We start from the raw sequence: 17,559 nt of genomic DNA, 5'->3' as shown, positions 1-17,559 counted from the left end.
GATGGGAAAGACCTTAACAGAGCATTTACAAAAGCTGAAAGATCAGCAGCAAGGGATCTTTGTTCCTTATATCATGGCAGGAGATCATGAAAAAGGCTTGGCAGGTTTGCAGGAAACCATCCAATTTTTGGAGGGGCTTGGTGTCTCAGCTATTGAGGTTGGCATTCCTTTTTCAGATCCGGTGGCAGATGGTCCTGTGATTGAAGAGGCGGGACTACGAAGTTTAGCCCATGGGACGACGACAGAGGAACTGGTGCAAACGATCCAGCGTCTGGAGACAAGCGTTCCTTTGGTCATCATGACCTATTTCAACCCCTTGTTCCAATATGGGCTCGAAAACTTCTTTAGAGATGTAGAAGGAACAGCGGTCAAGGGAGTGATTATTCCGGATCTTCCTCATGAGCATGCGGATCTGGTAGAGCCTCTATTAGTGGATAAGGACATCGCTTTGGTGCCGCTAGTGAGCTTAACCACAGGAATCGAGCGCCAGAAGAAATTGATCCAAGATGCAGAAGGATTTATCTATGCCGTTGCTGTCAATGGGGTGACGGGAAAAGCTGGTAGCTATCGAGACGATTTGGACCACCACTTGACCCAATTACACGAAATAGCGTCCATTCCTGTTTTAACAGGTTTTGGAGTTTCCAGCATGGAGGATGTTCACCGTTTCAACAAGGTCTCAGATGGGGTTATTGTGGGGTCCAAAATTGTTAAAGCTCTCCACCAAGGGGAGACAGGCGCCATCGCTCGTTTCATTTCTCAAGCAGTGAAGGGCTAGAAGCTTCATTCCATTCATCATCAGCTTGATTCTCCTAGATCAAGCTCTTTGTCTACTATTTTAAACATTCCCCTCGTTTGTCTTTACAAACGAGGCTTTCTCGTTACAATAGAGGTAGTAACAAGAAAAGAGGAGAAGAGAATGATAAGCCTTGAAGAGATTGATCAAGTTGTCCAGTTAGGTCCTTTTGAACCTACCTGGGACTCTCTTAGCCATCAAGTCTGTCCAGATTGGTATCGAGATGCCAAGTTTGGGATCTTTATCCACTGGGGCGTCTACAGTGTACCTGCCTTTGGTTCGGAATGGTATTCACGAAATATGTATATCCAAGGGAATCCGTGCTATGACTATCATAGAGCGCATTTTGGAGACCAGGCTAGCTTTGGTTACAAGGATCTCATTCCTCTATTTACAGCCGATCAATTTGATCCGGCATCTTGGCTGGATCTCTTTCAAAAAGCGGGAGCCCAGTATCTTTTTCCAGTTGCGGAGCACCACGATGGTTTTCAGATGTATGCCTCTACTCTCTCGCCTTATAATAGCTTAGAAATGGGGCCGAAACGAGATGCCTTAGGAGAGTTGAGGGAGGAAGCAGAAAAACGTGGCCTGCACTTCTGTACGTCCTCTCACCGGGCAGAGCACCAGTTTTTCTTTTCACATGGCAAGGAATTCACTAGTGACATTCCGCAAGAAATCCCAAGAGACAGCCTTTATTGGCCAGCCGAGCCAGAGCCAAAGGATCATTTTGATCTGACTTCCAAGCCTTATCCAAGTAAAGAATTCTTGGAAGATTGGCTCTTGCGAACCTGTGAACTGGTGCGGGACTACCAGCCAGAGCTCCTATATTTTGACTGGTGGATCCAGCATGAGAGTTTCCGTCCTTACTTGATGCGCTTTTTGGCGTATTATTACAATCTAGCAGCACAAGAGGATCGCAAGGTGGCTGTTTGTTACAAACAGGATGCCCTCCCTTTCTGTTCAGGAATCGTTGAGATGGAGCGGGGAGGATACGGAGAGACGCAAGCCTTTCCGTGGCAAATGGATACCGCGATCGCCCGTAATTCTTGGTGCTATACCCAGGATCTAGCCTACAAGACCAGTAAGGAATTGTTGCAAAATTTAGTTGATGTTGTGGCCAAAAATGGCAATCTTCTGCTCAATATTGGACCCAAGGCAGATGGCACTATACCTGAGCAAGACCAAGACATCCTCACAGAGATCGGGGACTGGCTGGCGGTAAATGGAGAAGCCATTTATCAGAGTCGGCCTTGGCGGGTGTCATCGGACGGACCGACCGAGGCCCAGGAAGGTTCCTTCTCAGACGGGAAAGCGCCACTCTATACCAGCCAAAATTTCCGCTATACCATGCGTGAAGGCCTGCTTTATGCTATCCAGCTGGAACCAAGTGGAAGGATAGAAGAGCTGACCTTGCCGTCTCTCGCCTATGATCTCAAGCAACCGAGAATCCTTCATGCGCGCATTCAAAAGGTGGAACTCCTTGGAGAAAGTCAGCTTCTTTCTTGGAGCCAAGATGAGACAGGGCTCCATCTTCAGTTACCAGCTTGTAGGAAAAAACAACCGCGTGTTTTGCGCCTCAGCTTTTAGTTTTCTTGAAGCTTTCTATAAGGAATCGTTTAGGTTTCTCTAGTATACTGTACTCATCCAATAAGAAATGAGGTACAGAAAATGAAAATCTCAGTTAATTATCCAAAACGCTTTAAGAAATTGCCACAACAAGGTTCTTGTTACGGCGAATAAACACTTCTCTTCATTTTTCATAAGAAACTCCTAAAGAAGGCTCTACCCGAAAGGGTAGAGTTTTTATGTACCAGAGACCTTGTGATTCGTGGTATAATAGGCCTATGGAAAAAAAGAATAAATTACTACTCATCGATGGGTCTTCCGTCGCTTTTCGTGCCTTTTTCGCACTCTATAATCAAATTGATCGCTTCAAAAATGCCAATGGTCTGCATACCAATGCGGTCTATGGCTTTAATCTCATGTTGAGCCATCTCTTGGAGCGCATCCAACCAACCCATGTCCTCGTCGCTTTTGATGCAGGAAAGACGACCTTTCGGACGGAGATGTATGCCGACTACAAAGGGGGCCGTGCAAAAACTCCAGATGAGTTCCGCGAGCAGTTTCCTTTCATTCGTGAGCAACTGGATCATTTGGGAATCCGCCATTATGAGCTGGCCCAGTATGAAGCGGATGATATTATTGGAACGCTAGATAAGATGGCAGAAACTACTTCGGTGCCATTTGAAGTCACCATTGTCTCTGGGGACAAGGATTTGATCCAGCTGACGGATGACAATACGGTGGTTGAAATCTCCAAAAAAGGGGTAGCGGAGTTTGAAGAATTCACTCCAGCCTATCTGAAAGAAAAGATGGGACTGACACCCGAGCAGTTTATCGACCTTAAGGCCTTGATGGGAGATAAGTCGGATAATATCCCGGGTGTCACCAAAATCGGAGAAAAGACCGGGATCAAACTACTCCTAGAATACGGGTCTCTCGATGGTATTTACAAGCATATCGACGAGATGAAGGCTTCTAAGATGAAGGAAAACCTCATCAACGACAAGGAGCAGGCCTACCTATCCAAGACTCTTGCGACCATCGATACCGATGCGCCTATTGAAATTGGCCTGGACGATATCACCTATACGGGCCCTCATCTAGAAAATCTCGCCAAGTTTTATGAGGAGATGGGCTTCAAGCAACTCCGTCAGGCCTTGGATCTCAGTGGAGAAGAAGAGGCTCCTGTAGCCATTGACTATACAGAAGTCGAGCAGGTCACTTCAGATATGCTCACGGAAGATAGTTTCTTCCATTTTGAGATTTTTGGGGACAATTACCATACGGAACCCATCATCGGTTTCGCATGGGGGACCAAAGGTCAGCTCTACGCGAGTACAGATACTGGTCTTTTACAAACACCGATTTTCAAAGAATTTCTCGAAAAAACGCCCCTCAAGGTCTATGACTTCAAACGGGCCAAGGTCTTGCTCAGCCACTTGGGCATTACCCTTCAAAATCCCGCATTTGACAGTCGATTGGCCAAGTATCTCTTGTCGACCGTAGAGGACAATGAAATTTCAACCATTGCGAGTCTCTATAGTCAGATTGCGCTGCCGCTGGACGAAGTCGTTTATGGCAAGGGAGCCAAAAAAGCTATCCCAGAAAAGGCGGTCCTATTAGAGCATTTGGCACGGAAAGTCGCTGTTCTACTGGATACCGAAGAGCCCATGGTGGAACAGTTGCAAGCCCATGACCAGCTAGATTTGCTCTATGATATGGAGCAACCACTAGCAGCTGTTTTGGCCAAAATGGAAATCGCGGGGATCAAGGTAGAGCGCCAGACCCTCCAAGATATGCAGGTGGAAAACGAAGTGGTCTTGGAGCGCTTAACTCAAGAAATCTACGAGCTTGCTGGAGAAGAGTTTAATATCAATTCTCCAAAACAATTGGGGGTCATCCTCTTTGAAAAATTGGAACTTCCTCTTGAATACACCAAAAAGACCAAAACCGGCTATTCAACAGCCGTTGATGTCTTGGAACGCCTGGCTCCAATTGCCCCGATTGTGTCTAAGATTCTTGAATACCGCCAAATTGCTAAGATCCAGTCGACCTATGTCATCGGTCTTCAAGATTGGATTTTGGAAGATGGGAAGATCCATACCCGCTATGTACAGGATTTGACGCAGACAGGCCGTTTGTCCAGTGTGGATCCCAACCTGCAAAACATTCCTGTCCGTTTGGAACAAGGTCGTCTTATTCGTAAGGCCTTTGTCCCAGAAGAGGAAAACAGTGTCTTGCTCAGTTCGGACTATTCACAAATCGAACTGCGCGTCTTGGCCCATATTTCGGGAGATGAGCATTTGATTGACGCCTTTAAACATGGGGCAGATATCCATACATCGACTGCTATGCGAGTTTTCAATATTGCAAAACCTGAAGATGTGACGCCGAACGACCGTCGCAATGCAAAAGCAGTAAACTTCGGTGTGGTTTATGGAATTTCCGACTTTGGACTGTCTAATAACCTAGGGATCAGTCGAAAAGAAGCCAAGGCCTACATTGAGACTTACTTCAAACGCTACCCTGGCATCAAGGACTATATGGAGAGAGTGGTACGGGAAGCGCGTGACAAAGGCTATGTGGAGACCCTCTTCAAGCGTCGTCGGGAGATTCCAGATATCAATTCTCGCAACTTCAACGTTCGAGGCTTTGCGGAGCGGACAGCTATCAACTCACCAATCCAAGGATCTGCAGCAGACATCTTGAAAATTGCCATGATCCACTTGGACCAAGCGCTAGAAAGAGGAGCATACAAGACCAAGATGCTCCTTCAGGTCCACGATGAAATCGTTCTGCAAGTACCAAGTGATGAACTGGCGGCGATCAAAGAACTCGTCAAAGAGACCATGGAATCCGCTATCGAACTTGCAGTACCACTGGAAGCCGATGAAAACGAAGGCAAAACATGGTATGAAGCCAAATAAGATTGAGTTTGTCCAAAACAGAAAGCGGTAGGAGACTTTTCAGTTTCCTACCGCTTTTAACGACAAACACTTGCAATGCCTTCCGTATTGTTATACTATTTAAAGAAAGGAAACGCATACAAAAGGAGATTCTTATGGCTTATTCATTTCGCAATCCTAGTGATGGCATTATCAAACATTACCTAGAAACCAGCAAGATCATCGCTGTGGTTGGATTATCTGACCGTGAAGAGACGACCAGTCATCGTGTCAGCAAGGAGATGCAAGAGCGGGGCTATCGGATTATTCCTGTCAACCCCCGCGCAGCTGGAGGGCAAATCCTTGGAGAAACGGTGTATGCTAGCTTACAGGAGATTCCATTCCCTATAGATATCGTTGATGTGTACCGTCGCAGTGAGTTTTTACCAGATGTGGCACGTGATTTTATTGAGACGGATGCGAAAATTTTCTGGGCACAATTGGAGCTGGAAAATCAAGAAGCAGAAGAAATCCTTCGTGGAGCTGGACGAGAAGATATTGTCATGAACCGCTGTATCAAACGGGAACACACCCGACTGATCTTAGGAGACTCCCTATACGGTTTATAAATGATGAACAATTGAATAGAAGAAAACCCCAGCAAGCTGGGGTTTTCTTCTTACTCTTATTCAGTTTCATGGCTTGGATGGTCTGTAAAATGGCGCGGCCCTTGTTTAATCTGCTTGATTTGATCATAAAATGCAATTTGGCAGTTGATAAAGTAAGGCATGGTATAAAAGCCGATGACATCGCGCGTGAAGTAATTCAAGAAGTACCAACCAATCAAGGTTAGATCGAGTACCAAGCGATTGCTGCGGAACCCTTTCATGGTTTCACGACTTTTGCGAAGGACTCCAAAGGCTCCCTTGTAGTCGCCGTCTCGTAATTGCTCGTAGAGGATCAATTCGACCAAGCTGAGACTGTAGTATTGTGGCAGGTAAAAGAGGAGGCCGATCAGGCCAAGTACGACGCCAGCAGTCATCAGGGGCATTTGTTGCATGAGAGATTGGAATTCAGGACTGGAAGCACTCAAAGTGCTAGGGTTGCTCACCTTGTCGTAAATCGCTAAAAATCGAATGCTGGCGTAGGTGCTGATGAGACTTCCCGCATAGAGGATGACTCCCCATAAAAAGAGGACGGCTTGCTTCAAGATCAAGGTGGCAAATACAGAGGTAAAGCGATCTTGTTTAAAGATATCTAAGACGCGTGTTCGGTGTTCGATCTTGGGATTAATCGTATCTAAATAGCTAAAAGTCGCACCGACCACTAATATGGAGATGACAAAGGAGACGACAGAAGGAAAGACCTGACGCTGGATCATGTAGATACTTGCTTGCTGCAAGGTCATGTCCGGTAGTAGATCGACCAGATCTTGCCCGCTTAAGAGAAAGTTAGCAAGAATGGTCAACAGGACCGGAAGAGCAAAAAGGATAGCTAAGCCCGGTTGTTGGACTTGCATAGTACGTGCCCGGAGGCGAATCAATTTAAGGTTCATAGATGATACTCTCTTCATAGTAGTACTTTTTATTATAACATAAGTCCGTGACAGAGCCGGTAAAATTTGGTACAATCGTACAGGTGCTCACAGGAAAACTGTGACAGGAATAAGAAGGCTGGGACTGTATTTCCCAGTACGGAGGTAACCATGACAGATTCACCGATTCAATATCGATTAATCAAAAAAGAAAAGCATACAGGTGCTCGTCTGGGAGAAATTATCACCCCTCACGGGACCTTCCCGACCCCAATGTTTATGCCTGTAGGGACTCAGGCAACCGTTAAGACCCAATCGCCAGAAGAACTCAAGGAAATGGGTTCCGGAATTATCTTGGCCAACACCTACCATCTCTGGCTTCGTCCAGGGGATGATCTGGTCGCAAAAGCAGGAGGACTGCACCAGTTCATGAACTGGGATCAGCCGATTTTGACAGATAGTGGAGGCTTCCAGGTCTATTCATTAGCGGATACCCGCAACATCACTGAAGAAGGGGTAACCTTTAAAAACCACCTCAACGGCTCGAAGATGTTCCTTTCTCCAGAAAAAGCCATCTCCATCCAAAACAATCTAGGGAGCGACATCATGATGTCCTTTGATGAATGCCCGCAGTTCTATCAGCCCTATGATTATGTGAAAAAATCAATCGAACGGACCAGTCGTTGGGCAGAACGTGGCCTGAAGGCTCACCGTCGTCCTCATGATCAAGGTCTTTTCGGGATTGTTCAAGGGGCTGGATTTGAAGACTTGCGCCGTCAGTCTGCTCAAGATTTGGTCAGCATGGACTTTCCAGGCTATTCCATCGGTGGCTTAGCTGTTGGGGAAAGCCATGAAGAGATGAATGCGGTGCTGGATTTCACAACTCCGCTCTTACCGGAGAACAAGCCTCGCTATCTCATGGGAGTAGGAGCTCCAGATAGTCTGATCGATGGCGTTATTCGTGGAGTGGACATGTTTGACTGTGTCTTGCCGACGCGGATTGCGCGAAATGGTACCTGTATGACCAGCCAAGGACGCCTAGTAGTGAAAAATGCGCAATTTGCAGAAGACTTTACACCGCTGGATCCCGAATGTGATTGCTACACTTGTAAGAACTACACCCGAGCTTATCTTCGCCACCTTCTCAAGGCAGATGAAACCTTCGGTATTCGCTTGACTAGCTACCACAACTTGTATTTCTTGATCAACCTCATGAAGCAGGTCCGTCAAGCCATCATGGATGACAATCTCTTAGAATTCCGTGAGCATTTCGTCGAAAAATATGGCTATAACAAATCAGGACGGAATTTCTAGAAATAGATAAATAGGAAGAAAAAAGACTACATCCATCTGAGAATAATAGGAATAACTGCTAGACGCAGTAGTTGATTGGTATCTTTGTTCGCTTGTTAAGCTCCAAAGATAACCTAATCAACTGTGCGGGGGCGAGACGACGAACAAATTGGATATAAATTTGTTCTGTCTCGCTCCCTTTTTCCTATATAATAGCAACTTTTTTAGCACTCTATTTCTTTCGAAAACACTTTCATCAAAAAAACGAAAAAAATCTTCTCAAATCCCTTGCATTGGGCCTTTGTTTGTGTTAAACTACTATGGTGCTGTGAAAAACAGCTATTAGCTTTGATGCAAGAGGTTGCGACACGCTCGGTTGCATTGCCACGCAACGCGCGTCGGTTTTCTTGTGGAGCTAGCCTATTATCTTAAATAGACGAAAAGGAGAAAAAGATGGCAAACAAAAAAATCCGCATCCGTTTGAAAGCGTACGAACACCGTACACTCGACACAGCGGCTGCAAAAATCGTAGAATCAGCTACTCGTACAGGTGCACAAGTTGCGGGTCCAATCCCACTTCCAACTGAGCGTAGCCTCTACACAATCATTCGTGCGACTCACAAATACAAAGATTCTCGCGAACAATTCGAAATGCGTACACACAAACGTTTGATCGATATCATCAACCCAACTCAAAAAACAGTTGACGCTTTGATGAAATTGGATCTTCCAAGTGGTGTAAACGTAGAAATCAAACTTTAATCTAAAGCTTGATCCAGAGCATAAAAAACGCTCGTTAAAAACTTTTTGAATAAAAAACTATAGAAAAGGAACTATTTTCTCATGACAAAAGGAATCTTAGGGAAAAAAGTGGGAATGACTCAAATCTTCACTGAAGCTGGCGAATTGATCCCTGTAACAGTTATCGAAGCAACTCCAAACGTTGTTCTTCAAGTTAAAACTGTTGAAACAGATGGTTACAACGCTATCCAAGTTGGTTTCGATGACAAACGCGAAGTATTGAGCAACAAACCTGCTAAAGGACATGTAGCAAAAGCTAACACGGCTCCTAAGCGCTTCATTCGTGAATTCAAAAACGTTGAAGGCTTGGAAGTTGGTGCTGAAATCACAGTTGACACTTTCGAAGCTGGAGACATTGTTGATGTAACTGGTACTTCTAAAGGTAAAGGTTTCCAAGGTGTTATCAAACGCCACGGGCAATCACGTGGACCTATGGCTCACGGTTCTCGTTACCACCGTCGTCCAGGTTCTATGGGACCTGTTGCACCTAACCGCGTATTCAAAGGTAAAAACCTTGCAGGACGCATGGGTGGCGATCGTGTAACGATTCAAAACCTTGAAGTTGTACAAGTTGTTCCAGAAAAGAACGTTATCCTTATTAAAGGTAACGTACCAGGTGCTAAGAAATCTCTTATCACTATCAAGTCAGCAGTTAAAGCTGGTAAATAATAAGGAAAGGGGAATACAGTCAAAATGGCAAATGTAACATTATTCGACCAAACTGGTAAACAAGCGGGCGAAGTTGTTCTTAACGATGCGATCTTTGGTATCGAACCAAACCAAGCAGTTGTATTTGATGTAATCATCAGCCAACGTGCTAGCCTTCGTCAAGGGACTCACGCAGTTAAAAACCGTTCAGCCGTTTCAGGTGGCGGACGCAAACCATGGCGTCAAAAAGGAACTGGACGTGCTCGTCAAGGTTCTATCCGCTCTCCACAATGGCGTGGTGGTGGAATCGTCTTCGGACCAACTCCACGTAGCTATGCGTACAAACTTCCTCAAAAAGTTCGTCGCCTTGCACTTAAATCTGTTTACTCAGAAAAAGTTGCTGAAAACAAATTTGTAGCCGTTGATTCTCTTGAATTTACAGCTCCAAAAACTGCTGAATTTGCAAAAGTTCTTGCAGCTTTGAGCATCGATTCTAAAGTCCTTGTTATTCTTGAAGAAGGAAATGAATTCGCAGCTCTTTCAGCTCGTAACCTTCCAAACGTGAAAGTTGCGACTGCTACAACTGCAAGTGTTCTTGACATCGCAAATAGTGACAAACTTCTTGTTACTCAAGCAGCTATCTCTAAAATCGAGGAGGTTCTTGCATAATGAATTTGTATGATGTTATCAAAAAACCTGTTATCACTGAAAAGTCAATGGCTCAACTTGAAGCAGGCAAATATGTATTCGAAGTTGACACTCGCGCTCACAAACTTTTGATCAAACAAGCTGTTGAAGCTGCGTTTGAAGGTGTAAAAGTTGCGAATGTGAACACTGTAAACGTAAAACCTAAAGCAAAACGCGTTGGACGTTACACTGGTTTTACTTCAAAAACTAAAAAAGCTATCATCACGCTTGCAGCTGATTCTAAAGCAATCGAGTTGTTTGCTACTGAAGCTGAATAATCTAAGGAGGAAATATCGTGGGAATTCGTGTTTATAAACCAACAACAAACGGTCGCCGTAATATGACTTCTTTGGATTTCGCTGAAATCACAACAAACACACCTGAGAAAACTTTGCTTGTTTCTCTTAAAAACAAAGCAGGTCGTAACAACAACGGTCGTATCACTGTTCGTCACCAAGGTGGTGGACACAAACGTCATTACCGTTTGATCGATTTCAAACGTAACAAAGATGGAGTTGAAGCAGTCGTTAAAACGATCGAATACGATCCAAACCGCTCAGCTAACATCGCGCTTGTACACTACACTGACGGTGTGAAAGCTTACATCATTGCCCCTAAAGGTCTTGAAGTAGGTCAACGCATCGTATCAGGACCAGAAGCAGATATCAAAGTCGGAAATGCTCTTCCACTTGCTAACATCCCAGTTGGTACTTTGATCCACAACATCGAATTGAAACCTGGTAAAGGTGGAGAATTGGTACGTGCTGCTGGAGCTTCTGCTCAAGTATTGGGTTCTGAAGGTAAATATGTACTTGTTCGTCTTCAATCAGGCGAAGTTCGTATGATTCTTGGAACTTGCCGTGCTACAGTTGGTGTTGTCGGAAATGAACAACATGGACTTGTTAACCTTGGTAAAGCGGGACGTAACCGCTGGAAAGGTGTTCGCCCTACAGTTCGCGGTTCTGTAATGAACCCGAACGATCACCCACACGGTGGTGGTGAAGGTAAAGCACCAGTTGGACGTAAAGCGCCATCTACTCCTTGGGGTAAACCTGCGCTTGGTCTTAAAACTCGTAACAAGAAAGCGAAATCTGACAAACTTATCGTTCGTCGTCGCAACCAAAAATAATCATAAGCAACTAGCTTACACTTTCCGCCAGCTCGGTAGCGCTGCATAGCAGCGCAAGCCGCTGTGGTACTAAATTTTAAAGGAGAAAATTACAAAATGGGACGTAGTCTTAAAAAAGGACCTTTCGTCGATGAGCATTTGATGAAAAAAGTTGAAGCTCAAGCAAACGACGAAAAGAAAAAAGTAATTAAAACTTGGTCACGTCGTTCAACGATCTTCCCAAGTTTCATCGGATACACTATCGCAGTTTATGATGGACGTAAACATGTACCTGTTTACATCCAAGAAGACATGGTAGGTCACAAGCTTGGTGAATTTGCACCAACTCGTACTTACAAAGGTCACGCGGCAGACGACAAGAAGACACGTAGAAAATAAGGAGAACATAAATGGCAGAAATTACTTCAGCTAAAGCAATGGCTCGTACAGTGCGTGTTTCACCTCGTAAATCACGTCTTGTTCTTGACAACATCCGTGGTAAAAGCGTAGCCGATGCCATCGCTATTTTGACATTCACACCAAACAAAGCTGCAGGGATCATCCTTAAAGTGTTGAACTCAGCAGTAGCAAACGCTGAAAACAACTTTGGTTTGGAAAAAGCTAACTTGGTAGTATCTGAAGCATTCGCAAACGAAGGACCAACAATGAAACGTTTCCGTCCACGTGCGAAAGGTTCAGCTTCACCAATCAACAAACGTACAGCTCACATCACAGTAGCTGTTGCAGAAAAATAAGGAGGTAAACTCGTGGGTCAAAAAGTACATCCAATTGGTATGCGTGTTGGTATCATCCGTGATTGGGATGCCAAATGGTATGCTGAAAAAGAATACGCGGATTACCTTCATGAAGATCTTGCAATCCGTAAATTCATTCAAAAAGAATTGGCTGACGCAGCCGTTTCAACTATTGAAATCGAACGCGCAGTAAACAAAGTTAACGTTTCTCTTCACACTGCTAAACCAGGTATGGTTATTGGTAAAGGTGGAGCAAACGTTGATGCACTTCGTGCAACTCTTAACAAATTGACTGGTAAACAAGTACACATCAACATCATTGAGATCAAACGTCCTGACTTGGATGCTCACCTTGTTGGTGAAGGAATCGCTCGTCAATTGGAACAACGTGTTGCTTTCCGTCGTGCACAAAAACAAGCGATCCAACGTGCTATGCGTGCTGGAGCTAAAGGAATCAAAACTCAAGTATCAGGTCGTTTGAACGGTGCAGATATTGCCCGTGCAGAAGGATACTCTGAAGGAACTGTTCCACTCCACACACTTCGCGCTGATATCGATTACGCTTGGGAAGAAGCAGACACTACTTACGGTAAACTTGGTGTTAAAGTATGGATCTACCGTGGTGAAGTTCTTCCAGCTCGTAAAGACGCTAAAGGAGGTAAATAACCAATGTTAGTACCTAAACGTGTAAAACACCGTCGCGAATTCCGTGGTAAAATGCGCGGTGAAGCAAAAGGTGGAAAAGAAGTAGCATTCGGTGAATACGGTCTTCAAGCTACAACTAGCCACTGGATCACAAACCGTCAAATCGAAGCTGCTCGTATCGCCATGACTCGTTACATGAAACGTGGTGGTAAAGTTTGGATTAAGATTTTCCCACACAAATCATACACCGCTAAAGCTATCGGGGTACGTATGGGATCTGGTAAAGGGGCTCCTGAAGGTTGGGTAGCACCAGTTAAACGTGGTAAAGTAATGTTCGAAATCGCTGGTGTATCTGAAGAGATCGCACGCGAAGCACTTCGTCTTGCTAGCCACAAATTGCCAGTTAAAACTAAATTTGTGAAACGTGAAGCAGAATAAGGAGAGGTCATGAAACTTACAGAAGTAAAAGAATTTGTTAAAGAACTTCGTGGTCTTTCTCAAGAAGAACTCGCGAAGCGTGAAAATGAATTGAAGAAAGAATTGTTTGAACTTCGTTTCCAAGCAGCTGCTGGTCAATTGGAACAAACTGGACGTTTGAAAGAAGTGAAAAAACAAATCGCTCGTATCAAAACTGTTCAATCAGAAGCTAAATAATAGACTAGGGAAGGAGAATTTCAATGGAACGCAATAATCGTAAAGTTCTTGTTGGACGCGTTGTGTCTGACAAAATGGACAAAACAATCACAGTTGTAGTTGAAACTAAACGTAACCACCCAGTCTATGGTAAACGTATCAACTATTCTAAAAAATACAAAGCTCATGATGAAAACAATGTTGCTAAAGAAGGCGATATCGTTCGTATCATGGAAACTCGTCCGCTTTCAGCTACAAAACGCTTCCGTCTTGTAGAAGTCGTTGAAAAAGCGGTCATCATCTAATCATACCTGAAAGGAGAAAACGTAAATGATTCAAACAGAAACTCGTTTGAAAGTCGCTGACAACAGTGGCGCACGCGAAATCTTGACAATCAAAGTTCTTGGTGGTTCAAAACGTAAATTCGCGAGCATCGGTGATGTAATCGTTGCATCTGTAAAACAAGCTACTCCTGGTGGTGCGGTTAAGAAAGGTGACGTTGTAAAAGCTGTTATCGTTCGTACTAAATCAGGTGCTCGTCGTAAAGATGGTTCATACATCAAGTTCGACGAAAATGCAGCAGTGATCATCCGTGACGACAAAACTCCTCGCGGAACTCGTATCTTTGGCCCAGTTGCACGTGAATTGCGTGACGGTGGATTCATGAAGATCGTATCACTTGCTCCAGAAGTACTTTAATCAATAAAAAAAACAAACACAGTCCCCTGGCTCAGCCAGGGTGCCCATCGGGCGTAAGAATAAAAGGAGAATAAAATGTTTGTAAAAAAAGGCGACAAAGTTCGCGTTATCGCTGGTAAAGACAAAGGCGTAGAAGCTGTTGTTCTTACTGCTCTTCCAAAAGTAAATAAAGTTGTTGTAGAAGGTGTAAACATCATCAAGAAACACCAACGTCCAAATAACGAAAACCCTCAAGGTGCAATCGTTGAAAAAGAAGCTCCAATCCATGCTTCTAACGTTCAAGTTTTGGACAAAAACGGTGTTGCTGGACGTGTTGGCTACAAATTTGTAGACGGCAAAAAAGTTCGCTACAACAAAAAATCAGGCGAAGTGCTTGACTAATCACGAAGGAAAGGAGAAGTATAATGGCTAATCGTTTAAAAGAAAAATACCTTAATGAAGTAGTACCATCATTGACTGAACAGTTCAACTATTCATCAGTTATGGCTGTGCCAAAAGTTGATAAAATCGTTTTGAACATGGGTGTCGGTGATGCAGTATCAAATGCTAAAAACCTTGAAAAAGCTGCTGAAGAGCTTGCTTTGATCTCAGGTCAAAAACCATTGATCACTAAGGCTAAAAAATCAATCGCCGGCTTCCGTCTTCGTGAAGGTGTTGCGATCGGTGCAAAAGTTACCCTTCGTGGTGAACGTATGTACGAATTCTTAGATAAATTGGTAACAGTTTCACTTCCACGTGTACGTGACTTCCATGGTGTTCCAACAAAATCATTTGATGGACGCGGAAACTACACACTTGGTGTGAAAGAACAATTGATCTTCCCAGAAATCAACTTTGATGATGTTGATAAAACGCGTGGTTTGGATATCGTAATCGTAACTACAGCGAACACAGACGAAGAATCACGTGCATTGCTTACTGGCCTCGGTATGCCGTTTGCAAAATAATATAGGAGGTAAAACTAATGGCTAAAAAATCTATGATTGCTAAGAACAAACGCCCAGCGAAGTTCTCTACTCAAGCATACACTCGCTGTGAACGTTGTGGACGTCCACACTCAGTTTACCGCAAGTTTAAACTTTGCCGTGTTTGCTTCCGTGAATTGGCATATAAAGGTCAAATCCCAGGTGTCACAAAAGCATCTTGGTAATTTAAGATATCAAGGGCGTTAAAACTCCAAGTGAAAATAGGAAACTTGACGAAGAAACTTTAGTTTCTAGGAAAGTTTATCTTTTTCACACAGAGTTTAGCCCGGGTTCAGTTGGGCTTGCCAATTTGAACACGAGCTACAGCTTTGGCAAAAAAGACCAATTTTCTTTGGAGCATCGCTCCTGCATCAAATTGCCTATTTTTGCTCTCGCTGTTACGCTCTCTGTATCATGTATTAACTAGCAAGTGCAACTTGCAAACTACTAGTAAGAGGAGAAATTATAATGGTTATGACTGACCCAATCGCAGACTTCCTTACACGTATTCGTAACGCTAACCAAGCAAAACACGAAGTACTTGAAGTACCTGCATCAAACATCAAAAAAGGGATTGCTGAAATCCTTAAACGCGAAGGTTTTGTAAAAAACGTTGAATTCATCGAAGATGACAAACAAGGCATCATCCGTGTATTCTTGAAATACGGACAAAACGGTGAAAAAGTTATCACAAACTTGAAACGTGTATCAAAACCAGGTTTGCGTGTTTACAAAAAACGTGAAGATCTTCCAAAAGTTCTTAACGGACTTGGAATTGCTATCCTTTCAACTTCTGAAGGTTTGCTTACTGATAAAGAAGCACGCCAAAAGAACGTTGGTGGGGAAGTTATCGCTTACGTTTGGTAATATTTAGCTCCCAATTTCGTTGTGATTCTTCGTTATTGTCTCTTGCCTAACCCAAAGTTATGTCTGCGAGACAATGCCTCGATTCACTTAGAAATTGAGACCTAAACATTAACTTTTAAATCAAAAAGATTTAAACCCCGTGAAAACTGGCCCGCAAAGGCCTGACAATTTAACAGGAGAATAAAAAACATGTCACGTATTGGTAATAAAGTTATCGTGTTGCCTGCTGGTGTTGAAATCACTAACAATGACAACGTTGTAACTGTAAAAGGACCTAAAGGAGAACTTACTCGTGAGTTCTCAAAAGATATTGAAATCCGTGTGGAAGGTACTGAAGTAACACTTCACCGTCCAAACGATTCAAAAGAAATGAAAACAATCCACGGAACAACTCGTGCCCTTTTGAACAACATGGTTACTGGTGTATCAGAAGGATTCAAGAAAGAACTTGAAATGCGCGGGGTTGGATACCGTGCACAACTTCAAGGATCAAAACTTGTTTTGGCTGTTGGTAAATCACACCCAGACGAAGTTGAAGCTCCAGAAGGAATTACTTTTGAACTCCCAAACCCAACAACAATCGTTGTTAGCGGAATTTCAAAAGAAGTAGTTGGTCAAACAGCTGCTTATGTACGTAGCCTTCGTTCACCTGAACCATACAAAGGTAAAGGGATCCGTTATGTTGGTGAATACGTTCGCCGCAAAGAAGGTAAAACAGGTAAATAATGTAGTTTGGTTGTTTTTCAACCAACCTTCATCTTACCAACTCAGTGCTTAGCACATGATTTTAAAATTAAGAGGTGAAAATTGTGATTTCGAAACCAGATAAAAACAAAATCCGTCAAAAACGCCACCGTCGCGTTCGCGGAAAACTCTCTGGAACTGCTGATCGCCCACGTTTGAACGTATTCCGTTCTAATACAGGCATCTACGCTCAAGTAATTGATGACGTAGCGGGTGTAACGCTCGCAAGCGCTTCAACTCTTGACAAAGAAGTTTCAAAAGGAACTAAAACTGAACAAGCCGTTGTTGTCGGCAAACTTGTTGCTGAACGTGCAGTTGCTAAAGGTATTTCTGAAGTGGTGTTCGACCGCGGTGGATATCTATATCACGGACGTGTTAAAGCTTTGGCTGATGCAGCTCGTGAAAACGGATTGAAATTCTAATAGGAGGACACTAGAAAATGGCATTTAAAGATAATGCAGTTGAACTTGAAGAACGCGTAGTTGCCATCAACCGTGTAACAAAAGTTGTTAAAGGTGGACGTCGTCTTCGTTTTGCAGCTCTTGTAGTTGTTGGTGACCGTAATGGCCGTGTTGGATTTGGTACTGGTAAAGCTCAAGAAGTTCCAGAAGCAATCCGTAAGGCTGTTGAAGATGCTAAGAAAAACTTGATCGAAGTTCCTATGGTTGGAACAACAATTCCACATGAAGTAACATCAGTATTTGGTGGAGCTCGTGTATTGTTGAAACCAGCTATCGAAGGGGCTGGGGTTGCTGCAGGTGGAGCAGTTCGTGCCGTTGTCGAATTGGCAGGTATTGCAGATGTTACATCTAAATCACTTGGATCAAACACTCCAATCAACATCGTTCGTGCAACTGTTAACGGTTTGGCACAATTGAAACGCGCTGATGAAGTTGCTGCTCTTCGTGGTATTTCAGTTTCTGACTTGGCTTAAGA

At 43.8% G+C, this 17,559-nt stretch carries 25 protein-coding genes; 24 read left to right on the top strand and 1 reads right to left on the bottom strand.

The window, feature by feature from the left end; genetic code table 11:
• Window position 1: 1 nt before the first annotated feature.
• From trpA to SM123_RS00190, 4 genes are all read left to right on the top strand, one after another.
• Entirely contained in the window at window positions 2-778 is a 777-nt protein-coding gene (trpA, locus tag SM123_RS00205) for a tryptophan synthase subunit alpha (RefSeq protein ID WP_320909562.1), read from the top strand.
• A 141-nt stretch (window positions 779-919) separates the two neighbouring features.
• The gene (locus SM123_RS00200; protein WP_320909561.1) at window positions 920-2,383 is read left to right on the top strand and encodes an alpha-L-fucosidase; all 1,464 of its coding nucleotides are present in this window, start codon (window positions 920-922) and stop codon (window positions 2,381-2,383) included.
• A 257-nt stretch (window positions 2,384-2,640) separates the two neighbouring features.
• Window positions 2,641-5,286, top strand: coding sequence for a DNA polymerase I (gene polA, locus SM123_RS00195; protein WP_320909560.1), 2,646 nt, complete (start codon window positions 2,641-2,643; stop codon window positions 5,284-5,286).
• A 134-nt stretch (window positions 5,287-5,420) separates the two neighbouring features.
• Window positions 5,421-5,873, top strand: coding sequence for a CoA-binding protein (locus SM123_RS00190; RefSeq protein WP_320909559.1), 453 nt, complete (start codon window positions 5,421-5,423; stop codon window positions 5,871-5,873).
• A gap of 56 nt (window positions 5,874-5,929) precedes the next feature.
• On the opposite strand, the gene SM123_RS00185 is transcribed toward SM123_RS00190, so the two are convergent.
• Window positions 5,930-6,799, bottom strand: a complete 870-nt coding sequence (locus SM123_RS00185; RefSeq protein ID WP_320909558.1) for a DUF975 family protein — start codon at window positions 6,797-6,799, stop codon at window positions 5,930-5,932.
• Between the two features lie 150 nt (window positions 6,800-6,949).
• Between SM123_RS00185 and tgt the strand changes: the two genes are divergently transcribed.
• The 20 genes from tgt (at window position 6,950) to rpsE (ending at window position 17,557) form a co-directional block, all read left to right on the top strand.
• On the top strand, window positions 6,950-8,092 hold the full coding sequence (gene tgt / locus SM123_RS00180) for a tRNA guanosine(34) transglycosylase Tgt (protein WP_003010858.1): 1,143 nt from the start codon (window positions 6,950-6,952) through the stop codon (window positions 8,090-8,092).
• Window positions 8,093-8,524: 432 nt separating this feature from the next.
• Complete coding sequence (gene rpsJ / locus SM123_RS00175) at window positions 8,525-8,833, top strand: 30S ribosomal protein S10 (protein ID WP_003009585.1); 309 nt, start codon at window positions 8,525-8,527, stop codon at window positions 8,831-8,833.
• Window positions 8,834-8,914: 81 nt separating this feature from the next.
• Complete coding sequence (gene rplC / locus SM123_RS00170) at window positions 8,915-9,541, top strand: 50S ribosomal protein L3 (protein WP_003010846.1); 627 nt, start codon at window positions 8,915-8,917, stop codon at window positions 9,539-9,541.
• Between the two features lie 24 nt (window positions 9,542-9,565).
• On the top strand, window positions 9,566-10,189 hold the full coding sequence (gene rplD, locus SM123_RS00165; RefSeq protein ID WP_003009591.1) for a 50S ribosomal protein L4: 624 nt from the start codon (window positions 9,566-9,568) through the stop codon (window positions 10,187-10,189).
• Window positions 10,189-10,485 carry a 50S ribosomal protein L23 gene (locus tag SM123_RS00160; RefSeq protein WP_003009593.1) on the top strand — a complete coding sequence of 99 codons (297 nt, stop codon included), beginning with the start codon at window positions 10,189-10,191 and terminating at the stop codon, window positions 10,483-10,485. The genes rplD and SM123_RS00160 overlap by 1 nt, the downstream gene beginning before the upstream one ends.
• A gap of 17 nt (window positions 10,486-10,502) precedes the next feature.
• Window positions 10,503-11,336, top strand: a complete 834-nt coding sequence (gene rplB / locus SM123_RS00155) for a 50S ribosomal protein L2 (protein WP_000512900.1) — start codon at window positions 10,503-10,505, stop codon at window positions 11,334-11,336.
• A gap of 96 nt (window positions 11,337-11,432) precedes the next feature.
• Complete coding sequence (gene rpsS / locus SM123_RS00150) at window positions 11,433-11,714, top strand: 30S ribosomal protein S19 (RefSeq protein WP_000533766.1); 282 nt, start codon at window positions 11,433-11,435, stop codon at window positions 11,712-11,714.
• A gap of 11 nt (window positions 11,715-11,725) precedes the next feature.
• Window positions 11,726-12,070 carry a 50S ribosomal protein L22 gene (rplV, locus tag SM123_RS00145; RefSeq protein ID WP_000818139.1) on the top strand — a complete coding sequence of 115 codons (345 nt, stop codon included), beginning with the start codon at window positions 11,726-11,728 and terminating at the stop codon, window positions 12,068-12,070.
• Between the two features lie 12 nt (window positions 12,071-12,082).
• The gene (gene rpsC / locus SM123_RS00140) at window positions 12,083-12,736 is read left to right on the top strand and encodes a 30S ribosomal protein S3 (RefSeq protein ID WP_320909557.1); all 654 of its coding nucleotides are present in this window, start codon (window positions 12,083-12,085) and stop codon (window positions 12,734-12,736) included.
• A gap of 3 nt (window positions 12,737-12,739) precedes the next feature.
• Entirely contained in the window at window positions 12,740-13,153 is a 414-nt protein-coding gene (gene rplP, locus SM123_RS00135) for a 50S ribosomal protein L16 (protein ID WP_000960947.1), read from the top strand.
• A 9-nt stretch (window positions 13,154-13,162) separates the two neighbouring features.
• The gene (gene rpmC / locus SM123_RS00130) at window positions 13,163-13,369 is read left to right on the top strand and encodes a 50S ribosomal protein L29 (RefSeq protein ID WP_003002350.1); all 207 of its coding nucleotides are present in this window, start codon (window positions 13,163-13,165) and stop codon (window positions 13,367-13,369) included.
• Between the two features lie 23 nt (window positions 13,370-13,392).
• The gene (gene rpsQ, locus SM123_RS00125; RefSeq protein ID WP_003009600.1) at window positions 13,393-13,653 is read left to right on the top strand and encodes a 30S ribosomal protein S17; all 261 of its coding nucleotides are present in this window, start codon (window positions 13,393-13,395) and stop codon (window positions 13,651-13,653) included.
• A 25-nt stretch (window positions 13,654-13,678) separates the two neighbouring features.
• Window positions 13,679-14,047, top strand: coding sequence for a 50S ribosomal protein L14 (gene rplN / locus SM123_RS00120; protein WP_003002384.1), 369 nt, complete (start codon window positions 13,679-13,681; stop codon window positions 14,045-14,047).
• A gap of 75 nt (window positions 14,048-14,122) precedes the next feature.
• Window positions 14,123-14,428: a 50S ribosomal protein L24 gene (rplX, locus tag SM123_RS00115; protein WP_003002315.1), complete on the top strand. Its 306-nt coding sequence runs from the start codon at window positions 14,123-14,125 to the stop codon at window positions 14,426-14,428.
• A 23-nt stretch (window positions 14,429-14,451) separates the two neighbouring features.
• The gene (gene rplE, locus SM123_RS00110; protein ID WP_003009606.1) at window positions 14,452-14,994 is read left to right on the top strand and encodes a 50S ribosomal protein L5; all 543 of its coding nucleotides are present in this window, start codon (window positions 14,452-14,454) and stop codon (window positions 14,992-14,994) included.
• A gap of 17 nt (window positions 14,995-15,011) precedes the next feature.
• Window positions 15,012-15,197 carry a type Z 30S ribosomal protein S14 gene (locus tag SM123_RS00105; RefSeq protein ID WP_001085699.1) on the top strand — a complete coding sequence of 62 codons (186 nt, stop codon included), beginning with the start codon at window positions 15,012-15,014 and terminating at the stop codon, window positions 15,195-15,197.
• A gap of 283 nt (window positions 15,198-15,480) precedes the next feature.
• Window positions 15,481-15,879 (top strand): 30S ribosomal protein S8, encoded by a 399-nt coding sequence (rpsH, locus tag SM123_RS00100; protein ID WP_003010897.1) that lies wholly within the window; start codon window positions 15,481-15,483, stop codon window positions 15,877-15,879.
• Between the two features lie 189 nt (window positions 15,880-16,068).
• Entirely contained in the window at window positions 16,069-16,605 is a 537-nt protein-coding gene (gene rplF, locus SM123_RS00095; protein ID WP_003009612.1) for a 50S ribosomal protein L6, read from the top strand.
• A gap of 83 nt (window positions 16,606-16,688) precedes the next feature.
• Entirely contained in the window at window positions 16,689-17,045 is a 357-nt protein-coding gene (rplR, locus tag SM123_RS00090) for a 50S ribosomal protein L18 (RefSeq protein ID WP_003010871.1), read from the top strand.
• A 17-nt stretch (window positions 17,046-17,062) separates the two neighbouring features.
• Window positions 17,063-17,557 carry a 30S ribosomal protein S5 gene (rpsE, locus tag SM123_RS00085; RefSeq protein ID WP_003009617.1) on the top strand — a complete coding sequence of 165 codons (495 nt, stop codon included), beginning with the start codon at window positions 17,063-17,065 and terminating at the stop codon, window positions 17,555-17,557.
• Window positions 17,558-17,559: the final 2 nt, after the last annotated feature.

Source organism: Streptococcus sp. S5, assembly GCF_034134805.1.
Taxonomy (GTDB): domain Bacteria; phylum Bacillota; class Bacilli; order Lactobacillales; family Streptococcaceae; genus Streptococcus; species Streptococcus lingualis.
This window is presented reverse-complemented; position numbering and strand designations above follow the sequence as displayed.